The 10076-nt window shown below is 62.5% G+C and carries 14 protein-coding genes; 5 read left to right on the top strand and 9 right to left on the bottom strand.

Translation table 11 applies throughout. The features are described from left to right. The first annotated feature begins 50 nt into the window (after positions 1-50). The 4 genes from PMI26_RS08490 to cysG are packed head-to-tail and all read left to right on the top strand — an operon-like array spanning position 51 to position 4439. Positions 51-1373 carry a replication-associated recombination protein A gene (locus PMI26_RS08490; RefSeq protein WP_007977073.1) on the top strand — a complete coding sequence of 441 codons (1323 nt, stop codon included), beginning with the start codon at positions 51-53 and terminating at the stop codon, positions 1371-1373. Continuing rightward, positions 1373-1747: a fluoride efflux transporter CrcB gene (crcB, locus tag PMI26_RS08495; RefSeq protein ID WP_007977072.1), complete on the top strand. Its 375-nt coding sequence runs from the start codon at positions 1373-1375 to the stop codon at positions 1745-1747. The genes PMI26_RS08490 and crcB overlap by 1 nt, the downstream gene beginning before the upstream one ends. Positions 1748-1763: 16 nt before the next feature. After that, positions 1764-3044, top strand: a complete 1281-nt coding sequence (serS, locus tag PMI26_RS08500) for a serine--tRNA ligase (protein ID WP_007977071.1) — start codon at positions 1764-1766, stop codon at positions 3042-3044. Then, positions 3045-4439 (top strand): siroheme synthase CysG, encoded by a 1395-nt coding sequence (gene cysG, locus PMI26_RS08505; protein WP_007977070.1) that lies wholly within the window; start codon positions 3045-3047, stop codon positions 4437-4439. 128 nt (positions 4440-4567) lie between these two features. Here the strand turns inward: cysG and PMI26_RS08510 are convergent, their stop codons facing one another. The 9 genes from PMI26_RS08510 to PMI26_RS08550 all read right to left on the bottom strand — a co-directional run bounded on the left by PMI26_RS08510 (position 4568) and on the right by PMI26_RS08550 (position 9553). Continuing rightward, complete coding sequence (locus tag PMI26_RS08510) at positions 4568-5569, bottom strand: glutathione S-transferase family protein (RefSeq protein WP_007977069.1); 1002 nt, start codon at positions 5567-5569, stop codon at positions 4568-4570. A 91-nt stretch (positions 5570-5660) separates the two neighbouring features. Then, positions 5661-6662, bottom strand: coding sequence for a glycosyl transferase family protein (locus PMI26_RS08515; protein ID WP_007977068.1), 1002 nt, complete (start codon positions 6660-6662; stop codon positions 5661-5663). Further along, on the bottom strand, positions 6659-6994 hold the full coding sequence (locus PMI26_RS08520) for a TusE/DsrC/DsvC family sulfur relay protein (protein WP_007977067.1): 336 nt from the start codon (positions 6992-6994) through the stop codon (positions 6659-6661). The genes PMI26_RS08515 and PMI26_RS08520 overlap by 4 nt, the downstream gene beginning before the upstream one ends. Beyond that, positions 6991-7284, bottom strand: coding sequence for a sulfurtransferase complex subunit TusB (gene tusB, locus PMI26_RS08525; protein WP_007977066.1), 294 nt, complete (start codon positions 7282-7284; stop codon positions 6991-6993). Before tusB ends, PMI26_RS08520 begins: the two co-directional genes overlap by 4 nt. Then, positions 7284-7646, bottom strand: coding sequence for a sulfurtransferase complex subunit TusC (tusC, locus tag PMI26_RS08530; protein ID WP_007977065.1), 363 nt, complete (start codon positions 7644-7646; stop codon positions 7284-7286). The genes tusB and tusC overlap by 1 nt, the downstream gene beginning before the upstream one ends. Position 7647: 1 nt before the next feature. Beyond that, a complete protein-coding gene (gene tusD / locus PMI26_RS08535; RefSeq protein ID WP_007977064.1) occupies positions 7648-8040 on the bottom strand; it encodes a sulfurtransferase complex subunit TusD in 393 nt (130 codons plus the stop codon). 184 nt (positions 8041-8224) lie between these two features. After that, complete coding sequence (locus PMI26_RS08540; RefSeq protein ID WP_007977063.1) at positions 8225-8929, bottom strand: YoaK family protein; 705 nt, start codon at positions 8927-8929, stop codon at positions 8225-8227. Positions 8930-8954: 25 nt separating this feature from the next. After that, on the bottom strand, positions 8955-9284 hold the full coding sequence (locus tag PMI26_RS08545; RefSeq protein WP_007977062.1) for a DUF6388 family protein: 330 nt from the start codon (positions 9282-9284) through the stop codon (positions 8955-8957). 20 nt (positions 9285-9304) lie between these two features. Then, on the bottom strand, positions 9305-9553 hold the full coding sequence (locus PMI26_RS08550; protein WP_007977061.1) for a hypothetical protein: 249 nt from the start codon (positions 9551-9553) through the stop codon (positions 9305-9307). A gap of 148 nt (positions 9554-9701) precedes the next feature. Between PMI26_RS08550 and PMI26_RS08555 the strand changes: the two genes are divergently transcribed. Further along, positions 9702-10052, top strand: coding sequence for a hypothetical protein (locus PMI26_RS08555; protein WP_007977060.1), 351 nt, complete (start codon positions 9702-9704; stop codon positions 10050-10052). The last annotated feature ends 24 nt before the right edge of the window (positions 10053-10076 follow it).

The raw sequence follows: 10076 nt of genomic DNA, 5'->3' as shown, positions 1-10076 counted from the left end.
AGGCTCGCTCCTACAGGGGATAGAGAACCAGTGAGGTTTTGTAGATAGTCATGGACCTGTTTCGCAGCACCCCCATCGCCCAGCCCCTGGCCGCCCGCCTGCGCGCGGCCAACCTGGACGAGTACGTTGGTCAGGAACACGTGCTCGCTCGCGGCAAGCCCTTGCGCGAGGCGCTGGAGCAGGGTGCCCTGCATTCGATGATTTTCTGGGGACCGCCGGGCGTGGGCAAAACCACCCTGGCGCGATTGCTCGCGGAAGTCTCGGATGCACACTTCGAAACGGTCTCGGCGGTGCTGGCCGGGGTCAAGGAGATCCGTCAGGCGGTGGAAATCGCCAAGCAGCAGGCCGCGCAGTACGGCCGCCGCACCATTCTGTTCGTCGACGAAGTGCATCGTTTCAACAAGTCCCAGCAGGACGCGTTCCTGCCTTATGTCGAAGACGGCACGCTGATTTTCATCGGCGCGACCACGGAAAACCCTTCGTTCGAACTCAACAACGCCTTGCTCTCCCGCGCCCGCGTCTACGTGCTGAGAAGCCTCGACGAAGCGGCCCTGCGCAAGCTGGTGCAGCGTGCGCTGACCGAAGAGCGGGGCCTGGGCAAGCGCAACCTGACCCTCAGCGATGAAGGCTTCCAGATGCTGCTGTCGGCCGCGGACGGCGATGGCCGACGCCTGCTCAACCTGCTGGAAAACGCCTCGGACCTCGCCGAAGACAACGGCGAGATCGGCACCGAGCTCCTGCAAAGCCTGCTCGGCGACACCCGTCGACGCTTCGACAAGGGTGGCGAAGCCTTCTACGACCAGATATCCGCGCTGCACAAATCGGTGCGCGGCTCCAACCCCGACGGCGCGCTGTACTGGTTCGCGCGCATGATCGACGGCGGTTGCGACCCGCTGTACCTGGCCCGGCGTGTGGTGCGCATGGCCAGCGAAGACATCGGCAACGCCGACCCGCGCGCCCTGAGCCTGTGCCTGGCGGCGTGGGAAGTGCAGGAGCGTCTTGGCAGCCCGGAAGGCGAGCTGGCGGTGGCCCAGGCCATCACCTATCTGGCCTGCGCGCCGAAAAGCAACGCGGTGTACATGGGCTTCAAGACTGCATTGCGCGCCGCCGCCGAACACGGCTCGCTGGAGGTGCCGCTGCACCTGCGCAACGCGCCGACCAAGCTGATGAAGCAATTGGGCTATGGCGACGAATACCGCTATGCCCACGACGAACCTGATGCTTATGCTGCCGGGGAAGACTATTTCCCCGAAGAACTCGACCCGATTCCGTTCTATCAGCCCGTGCCCCGTGGCCTGGAGTTGAAGATCGGCGAAAAACTCAACCATCTGGCAAAACTCGACCGTTTAAGCCCCCGGCAGCGGAGAAAATAGTGCTTCCCTTGATCGTTGCGGTTTCCGCTGGCGGGATAGCCGGCACGCTGTTGCGCTTTGCCACGGGTAACTGGATCAACGCGAATTGGCCGCGGCACTTCTATACCGCGACGCTGGCCGTTAATATCGTGGGCTGTTTGCTGATCGGCGTTCTATACGGTCTGTTTTTGATACGCCCGGAAGTGCCCATCGAGGTGCGCGCCGGGTTGATGGTCGGCTTCCTCGGGGGGCTGACGACTTTTTCATCCTTTTCACTGGATACGGTGCGCCTGCTGGAAAGCGGGCAAGTGCCGCTGGCCCTGGGCTATGCGGCACTCAGCGTATTCGGCGGGCTGCTTGCCACCTGGGCCGGCCTGTCCTTGACCAAACTTTGATAAACGAGAAACCGACATGCTCGATTCCAAACTGTTACGTAGCAACCTTCAGGACGTAGCGGACCGCCTGGCATCCCGTGGCTTTGTGCTGGATGTTGCGCGCATCGAAGCGCTGGAAGAACAGCGCAAGACCGTCCAGACCCGCACCGAAGCACTGCAGGCTGAGCGTAACGCGCGTTCCAAATCCATCGGTCAGGCCAAGCAGCGCGGCGAAGACATCGCGCCGCTGATGGCGGACGTCGAGCGCATGGCGGGCGAATTGAGCGCCGGTAAAGTCGAACTGGACGCGATCCAGACCGAACTGGACTCGATCCTGCTGGGCATTCCCAACCTGCCGCACGAATCCGTGCCGGTTGGCGAAGACGAAGACGGCAACGTCGAAGTGCGCCGTTGGGGCACGCCGACTGCCTTCGATTTCCCGGTTCAGGACCACGTGGCCCTGGGCGAGAAGTTCGGCTGGCTGGACTTCGAAACCGCCGCCAAGCTGTCCGGTGCCCGTTTCGCCCTGCTGCGTGGCCCGATCGCCCGTCTGCACCGCGCCCTGGCGCAGTTCATGATCAACCTGCACGTCACCGAGCACGGCTACGAAGAGGCCTACACGCCTTACCTGGTCCAGGCCCCGGCGCTGCAAGGCACCGGTCAACTGCCGAAGTTCGAAGAAGACCTGTTCAAGATCGCCCGCGAAGGCGAAGCCGACCTGTACTTGATCCCGACCGCCGAAGTGTCGCTGACCAACATCGTCGCTGGCGAAATCGTCGATTCGAAACTGCTGCCGATCAAGTTCGTCGCCCACACGCCGTGCTTTCGCAGTGAAGCCGGTGCATCGGGCCGCGACACCCGCGGCATGATCCGTCAGCACCAGTTCGACAAGGTTGAAATGGTGCAGATCGTCGAGCCGTCGAAATCGATGGAAGCGCTGGAAGGCCTGACCGCCAACGCCGAGAAAGTCCTGCAACTGCTGCAACTGCCTTACCGCACCCTGGCGCTGTGCACCGGCGACATGGGCTTCAGCGCGGTCAAGACCTACGACCTGGAAGTGTGGATCCCGAGCCAGGACAAGTACCGCGAAATCTCGTCGTGCTCCAACTGTGGCGACTTCCAGGCCCGCCGCATGCAGGCGCGCTTCCGCAACCCGGAAACCGGCAAGCCGGAACTGGTACATACCCTGAACGGCTCCGGCCTGGCAGTGGGTCGCACCTTGGTGGCGGTGCTGGAGAACTATCAGCAGGCCGACGGTTCGATCCGTGTGCCCGAGGTTCTCAAGCCGTACATGGGTGGCCTTGAGGTCATCGGCTAAATGAAATATCTGCCGCTGTTTCACAACCTTCGCGGCAGTCGTGTGTTGGTCGTCGGTGGGGGGGAAATTGCCTTGCGCAAATCCCGCCTGCTGGCCGATGCCGGTGCGCAGCTGCGGGTGGTTGCACCTGAAATCGAAGCACAACTGCGCGAACTGGTTGCCGGCAGCGGTGGCGAGTGCCTGTTGCGTGGCTACGCCGAGACGGACCTGGACGGTTGCGGGCTGATCATTGCCGCCACCGACGACGAAGCGCTGAACGCACAAGTCTCCGCCGATGCCCATCGGCGTTGCGTGCCGGTCAACGTGGTGGACGCGCCGGCCCTGTGCAGCGTGATCTTCCCGGCCATCGTCGACCGCTCTCCATTGATCATTGCCGTGTCCAGCGGTGGCGATGCGCCGGTGCTGGCACGCTTGATCCGCGCCAAGATCGAAACCTGGATTCCTTCCACCTACGGTCAACTGGCCGGCCTGGCGGCGCGTTTTCGCCATCAGGTCAAAGGCCTGTTTCCGGATGTGCAGCAGCGTCGGGCGTTCTGGGAGGATGTTTTCCAGGGCCCGGTTGCCGATCGGCAACTGGCCGGGCAGGGCGCTGAAGCCGAGCGTTTGCTCCAGGCGAAAATCGATGGCGAAGCCCCTGTGGCGACCGGTGAGGTCTATCTGGTGGGCGCAGGGCCAGGTGATCCCGATCTGCTGACGTTCAAGGCACTGCGTCTGATGCAGCAAGCCGACGTGGTGTTGTACGACCGTCTGGTGGCGCCGGCGATTCTCGAACTGTGCCGTCGCGACGCCGAGCGGGTTTACGTTGGCAAGCGCCGTGCTGATCACGCGGTGCCGCAGGATCAGATCAACCAGCAATTGGTCGATCTGGCCAAGCAAGGCAAGCGTGTGGTGCGACTGAAGGGCGGTGATCCGTTCATCTTCGGTCGTGGCGGCGAGGAGATCGAAGAGCTGGCGGCCCATGGCATCCCGTTCCAGGTTGTGCCGGGGATCACGGCGGCCAGTGGTTGCGCGGCCTATGCCGGGATTCCGCTGACCCACCGCGATTACGCGCAATCGGTACGCTTTGTCACCGGGCACCTGAAGGACGGCTCAACCGATTTGCCGTGGGCCGATCTGGTCGCGCCGGCACAGACGCTGGTGTTCTACATGGGCCTGGTGGGCTTGCCGATCATCTGCGAGCAACTGATCAAGCATGGTCGCGGTGCTGATACCCCGGCGGCGTTGGTCCAGCAGGGGACCACGGTCAATCAGCGCGTCTTCACCGGAACCCTGGCCGACTTGCCACGATTGGTGGCGGAGCATGAAGTGCATGCGCCGACGCTGGTGATCGTCGGTGAAGTGGTGCAACTGCGCGAGAAACTGGCGTGGTTTGAAGGGGCTCAGGGGCAGGTCTAGAGACCGAGTTGCCCCCATTCGCGAGCAAGCCCGCTCCCACATTGGATTCGTGAACGACACAAATCCCCTGTGGGAGCGGGCTTGCTCGCGAAGAGGCCCTCACATCCACCGCAAAACTCAGCTCAGACTCAGGCCTTTCGCCAAACCCCTTTCCCGCTCAACCGCTCCCGATCATGCGCCACGGTAAAGTCCTGCGCCGGCCCCTTGGGCACCACCCCCGTCGGATTGATGGTGCGGTGACTGGCATAGTAGTGATTCTTGATGTGCTCAAAATCCACCGTCTCGGCAATCCCCGGCCACTGATAAATCTCTCGCAGCCAGTTCGACAGGTTCGGATAATCCGCAATCCGCCGCAGGTTGCACTTGAAGTGCCCGTAGTACACCGCATCGAAGCGAATCAGCGTGGTGAACAGGCGGATGTCCGCTTCAGTCAGGTATTCGCCAGCCAGATAGCGGTTGGCGTCCAGCAGCAGCTCCAGGCGGTCCAGTTCGGCAAACACCTCATCGAAGGCTTGTTCATAAGCCTGTTGCGACGTGGCAAACCCGGCGCGGTACACGCCATTGTTCACCGCCGGATAGATCCGCTCGTTCAACGCATCGATCTCACCGCGCAGCGGCGCCGGATAGAAGTCCAGGTCGTTACCGGTCAGGTCGTCGAAGGCACCATTGAACATGCGGATGATTTCCGATGATTCATTGTTGACGATGCGCTTTTGCTGTTGGTCCCACAGCACCGGCACGGTGACGCGGCCGGTGTAGTCAGTGGTATCGGCGGTGTAGCGCTGGTGCATGAAGTCGAAGTGATCGAGCTTGTCGCCGGTGGAGCCGAGGGTTTTGTCGAAGGTCCAGCCGTTTTCCAGCATCAGCCAGCTGACCACCGAAACGTCGATCAGGCTTTCGAGGCCTTTGAGTTTGCGCAGGATCAGGGTGCGATGGGCCCACGGACAGGCCAGGGACACGTACAGGTGATAGCGACCGGGTTCTGCGGCAAAACCGCCGACGCCGGTCGGCCCCGGCTTGCCATCTGCGGTCAGCCAGTGGCGACGTTGCGCCTGTTCACGCTGGAACGCGCCGTCCTTGCTGCTTTCGTACCACTTGTCCTGCCAGCGGCCATCGACTAACAAACCCATGTTCAAGACTCCAGAAGCCAATATTCGTTGGAGTCGAGTCTATTCCCATGGGTTCGAACAAAAAGCGCAAAGATCGGGCGCGAATGATCGGTTAAATCGATTTGTTGCGCGCGGCCCAGTATTGTTCGGCGGTTTCAAAGGCCTGTTCGCGGCTCTGGCCGAGTCCACGCAGGGCCAGGGCCATGGTCGAGATCAGGGCCATTTGCGGGTAGCTGTCGACCACCTCGCCACGCCACACCGCTTTCAAGTGCTCGGGATCGAGCGAGGCGGGTTTGACGTGACGCTGCGCCGACAACTGCGGCCATTCTTCGTCCCAACTCACGCCGCCAGTGGTGCCGTACAGATGGCTGTCGGCGTCCGGGTTGATCTCGATCTCGCCGCCATCGCCCTTGATCACGATCGCGGTATCGCCGAGCAAGCCGCTGGCATCGCGATGCACGGCCTGATAGCCGGGGTGGAAAATGCTCTGCAGGCCGCAACGCGCGCCCAGCGGATTGAGAATCCGCGCCAGTGAGTGGATCGGCGAGCGCAGGCCGAGGGTGTTGCGCAGGTCGATCATCCGTTGCAGCTGCGGTGCCCAGTCCACCAGCGGCATGAAGGCCAGGCCGCCGTTATCCAGTGCCGAGCCGACCTGTTGCCAGTTGCGGCACAGCGGGATGTTCAATTCACCCAGCAGTTGCTCGCTGTACAGGCGACCGGCCGTGTGGGCGCCACCGCCGTGCATGAAAATCCGCACGCCGTTTTGCGCCAGGCATTTGGCCGCCAACAGGTACCACGGCAAGTGCCGCTTCTTGCCGGCGTAGGTCGGCCAGTCCAGGTCCACCGCCAGCGCCGGAGGGTTCAGGCGTTCGCGCAAGGCTTCGGTGAACCCGGCCATTTCCTCGGCGCTTTCTTCCTTGTGCCGCAACAGCATCAGGAATGCGCCGAGCTGGGTTTCCTCGATCTTTTCATCGAGCACCATGCCCATGGCCTCGCGGGCCTCGGCCCGGGTCAGGTCACGGGCGCCGCGCTTGCCTTTGCCGAGGATCCGCACGAACTGCGCGAACGGGTGCTCGGCGGGTGTTTCGAGGGTCAGTGCTGGGTAATCGGTCATAAGCAATTCGTCGGTTTGGGCAGGCCCGCCAGCTTCGCGGCGAGTTTGGCGGGGGTGCCTTTGAACAGTCGGTTCAGGTGCAGGCTGTTGCCTTTGTCCGGGCCGAGTTTCAATGCGGTGTATTTGATCAACGGGCGGGTGGCCGGTGACAGCTGGAACTCGGCGTAGAAACTGCGCAGCAGTTCGAGGACTTCCCAGTGTTCGGGCGTCAACTCGATGTCTTCGGCCGCCGCCAGGGCACTGGCCACATCGGCAGACCAATCATTCAGTTCAACCAGGAAACCGTCCTTGTCCAGCTCGATGGCGCGAGCGCCGACCGTCAATGCATTCATAGCCAACTGTTGACCTTGTCATAGTGAATCGACAGTTCGACGAAGGCCGGGTAATCGATCGCCTGAGCCCAGTCCGGAACCACCAGCGCACGGGCCTGGGCATCTTCGGCCAGGACGAACAGCTTCAGGCCACGGGTGCTGAGTGCCGTGAACGGTTCGGTGCCTGGCTGCAACGCATAGGCGGCATCGCCGGACAGCAGCAAGCCGTCGTTGGTACCGATCACACGCAGGCAACTGGTCAGGCGTTCGTCACCGAACGGGGAGTGAGACAACACATGCAAAGTCGACATCAGAGGGTGATCACCTGGTCGTAACGGTCAATGAGGGCGGTGATTTCGTCGGCGGCCAACACTCGGGCTTCTTCCAGCGCCAGGCTGCTCGGGTCGAGGCCGCGCCGGGTGATGCTGTCGCCACAGGCAAACAGTTCCTCGACACCGAACAGCGGCAGGGCTTGCAGGTTGGCGCTCAGGTCTTTCTGTTGCAGGGCCTTGGCGTTCTGGCCGGCGGCGAGCTGGAACACGCCGTCATCGAGAAACAACAGGCCAATCGGCAGATCGAAGGCACCGCCGGCCAGCACGATATCCAGCGCTTCCCGCGCGCCCGGGCCGGACCATGGCGACTGGCGGCTGATGATCAATATGGATTTGGCCATGTCATGCGCCTCCGAAACAGATCAGGCGGTCGGCATCCTGCGCCGCGTCATGCAATTGGCCGAGGCCGGACAATTCCCACGGCGCACCGACGGCAACGGCCTCGCGCTGATAACGCCGGGCTTCTTCTTCATTCAAGACACCACGGCGCAGGGCGGCGGCGATGCACACCACGCCATCGAGTTGATGGTCGCTGACAAAGGCGCGCCATTGCTTGGGCAAGTCCGCTTCATCCTGGGGCGTGACCACGCTGGCGGACGCGTTGTAGACGCCGTCCTGATAGAAAAACAGCCGGACGATCTCATGCCCGCCGGCCAGCGCCGCTTGGGCGAACAGCAGGGCGCGGCGCGAGGAGGGCGCGTGGGCGGCGGAAAACACGGCGATGGCGAACTTCATGACAGACTCGATCAGCGAAACTGCGGCCATGATAATGCTTTATCGGCGGGGCGGCGAAAGTAACCTGCCATATACCCGCAAACCCCCTGTAGGAGCTGCCGCAGGCTGCGATCTTTTGATCTTGTTTTTAAAAAATCATAGTCAAAAGATCGCAGCCTGGGGCAGCTCCTACAGGGGGGAGGTGTCAGCGCGGCATGTACCCCAACTGCCAGCGCCGCGGGATCTTCAACGACAATACCCCAAGCGCGGCAGCCAGCAGGCCACTGGCAAACAACGCCTTGAGTCCCAGATGATGTTCCAGCACGGCGCCGAGTACCGCGCCGGCGAACATGCCGGTCCATGGGATCAGCTGCACGCGCCAGCCGTTGCGGCGCTCGCCGAGCATCCAGCGGCCCAGCCCGCGGCCGAAACGCGACAGGGCGCCGGTGACGTAAGTCAGGCCCACCGGTAGACCGTTCACTTCTTCCACCGCGGCGTTGAGCATGCCCATTGCGATGATCGCCGCCAGCAGGGCCGGCAGTTGCGCGTCATAAGGCCAGGCTGCGGCGGCGCACAGCAGGGTGGCGATGCACAACAGCAGCGGCAGGGCCCGACGGCGACCCAGGCGGCTGACGATAATGCCCAGCGCGTTGCCGACGATGAAGGTGGCGACGAGAATCACCAGGCGCAGGGTCAAGCCAAGATCGCCAGTGCTGATGGCGACCGCCATCCGGGTGGTGTTGCCGCTCATGAACGAGACGAAGTCGCCGCTGGCCATGAAGCCGATGGCGTCGGTCATGCCGGCGAGTACCGAGAGCATGGCCACCAGGCTCAGGCCTATGCGCCCACGCCATTTCTGCGTGTGCAAGTGACCGGGGCTGGCGTGGGTCCTGGCGGTGTTGGGCAGCATTGGCGACGGCATCCTTGAACAGTGCTCAGGGTTTTAACCCATTCAACTCGCAATACTCCAGCCAGTCCATACCGGCCATTTCCGCGACTTCCCGGTGCACTTCCAGGCGCTGCGCTTCGTAGTCTTCGGCCGTAGCAGCCGTCAGTTGCAGCGTCAGTTCCCAGGCGAACAATCCTTGGCGTTCTGCCTCGGCTTCGAAGGCTTCGTGCAAGCGTTCGTCGCGGTACTGCGCCGGGGTTTCACCCTTGGCCTGGGCCTGCAACGGGTTGAGGTTGTCGAGGTCGTGGCGCAACTCGGGGCGTTCGTCGAGAAACCGCTTCAGTGCCTGTTCATGTTGCTGCTCGGTTGCCGCCATGGTCGCTCCTTGAGAACGGATTACGAGGATTGCTGCTTGCTGGCCTTGGCTGCTGCCGCCAGGCATTCGAGGGCAAACTGCTCGGTGTAGGTCATCTGGATCGGCGTGGTTTCGCCTTTGACGGTTCTTTCGCCGTCGAGGATGTAGCGAATCCGCTTGTCGGTGACGCCGATTCGCTTGGCGATCCAGGACGGCGTCTGCCCGATCTGGCTGATCAGCTTGTCGGCATATTCAGTGCTCGGTTTGTAGAGCTCGGCATTAGGTGTCATCAGATTTCCAGTCAGGGGTGCGATAGGGCGTTATTGGCGCGACAGGGTGCGCGAATCGATGGGCGCTGTCGCGGTATAAATGCAGTAAAGCAGAACGATACGGGCTGGCGGGGTGATAAAGTCCGCTTTTTCCCGATGAGTGAATGCAATGCGAATTCTGATGGTGGCGCTGGCCGTGACGTTGCTGGCCGGATGCGCCAGCTCGGCGATGAACGACGCCCGCACCAAGGCCCCGTACAAGACCCTGAACTCGGAAAAACCGGGAAAGGACGTCGCCCAGTGCGTGCAGTTTTCCTGGCAGGACGAGGCTGTGTTCGGCGTGGATGCCGCCGCCTATCTGGAGCCTGGCGAGAAGGGTGTCACGACCGTTTATACCCGTTCGGCGGAGTCCTTCGTCGACGTGACCACCGATGCCTCGGGTACGGTGTTGAGCTACTACGCACAGAAGGATGATTTCGTGGCCAAGCGCCGGTTGGCGGCGTTGGCGACTTGCCTGTAGGCAAATCAGGATCAAAAGATCGCA

Origin of the sequence: Pseudomonas sp. GM33 (assembly GCF_000282295.1) — a bacterium.
GTDB classification, from domain to species: Bacteria; Pseudomonadota; Gammaproteobacteria; order Pseudomonadales; family Pseudomonadaceae; genus Aquipseudomonas; species Aquipseudomonas laurylsulfatiphila.
This window is presented reverse-complemented; position numbering and strand designations above follow the sequence as displayed.

What these genes read in the sequence shown, in the direction of transcription:
- PMI26_RS08490 (WP_007977073.1), top strand. Translation starts at nt 51, where the DNA reads ATGGACCTGTTTCGCAGCACCCCCATCGCCCAGCCCCTGGCCGCCCGC.
- serS (WP_007977071.1), top strand. Translation starts at nt 1,764, where the DNA reads ATGCTCGATTCCAAACTGTTACGTAGCAACCTTCAGGACGTAGCGGAC.
- cysG (WP_007977070.1), top strand. Translation starts at nt 3,045, where the DNA reads ATGAAATATCTGCCGCTGTTTCACAACCTTCGCGGCAGTCGTGTGTTG.
- PMI26_RS08510 (WP_007977069.1), bottom strand. Translation starts at nt 5,569, where the DNA reads ATGGGTTTGTTAGTCGATGGCCGCTGGCAGGACAAGTGGTACGAAAGC.
- PMI26_RS08515 (WP_007977068.1), bottom strand. Translation starts at nt 6,662, where the DNA reads ATGACCGATTACCCAGCACTGACCCTCGAAACACCCGCCGAGCACCCG.
- PMI26_RS08520 (WP_007977067.1), bottom strand. Translation starts at nt 6,994, where the DNA reads ATGAATGCATTGACGGTCGGCGCTCGCGCCATCGAGCTGGACAAGGAC.
- tusB (WP_007977066.1), bottom strand. Translation starts at nt 7,284, where the DNA reads ATGTCGACTTTGCATGTGTTGTCTCACTCCCCGTTCGGTGACGAACGC.
- tusC (WP_007977065.1), bottom strand. Translation starts at nt 7,646, where the DNA reads ATGGCCAAATCCATATTGATCATCAGCCGCCAGTCGCCATGGTCCGGC.
- tusD (WP_007977064.1), bottom strand. Translation starts at nt 8,040, where the DNA reads ATGAAGTTCGCCATCGCCGTGTTTTCCGCCGCCCACGCGCCCTCCTCG.
- PMI26_RS08540 (WP_007977063.1), bottom strand. Translation starts at nt 8,929, where the DNA reads ATGCTGCCCAACACCGCCAGGACCCACGCCAGCCCCGGTCACTTGCAC.
- PMI26_RS08545 (WP_007977062.1), bottom strand. Translation starts at nt 9,284, where the DNA reads ATGGCGGCAACCGAGCAGCAACATGAACAGGCACTGAAGCGGTTTCTC.
- PMI26_RS08550 (WP_007977061.1), bottom strand. Translation starts at nt 9,553, where the DNA reads ATGACACCTAATGCCGAGCTCTACAAACCGAGCACTGAATATGCCGAC.
- PMI26_RS08555 (WP_007977060.1), top strand. Translation starts at nt 9,702, where the DNA reads ATGCGAATTCTGATGGTGGCGCTGGCCGTGACGTTGCTGGCCGGATGC.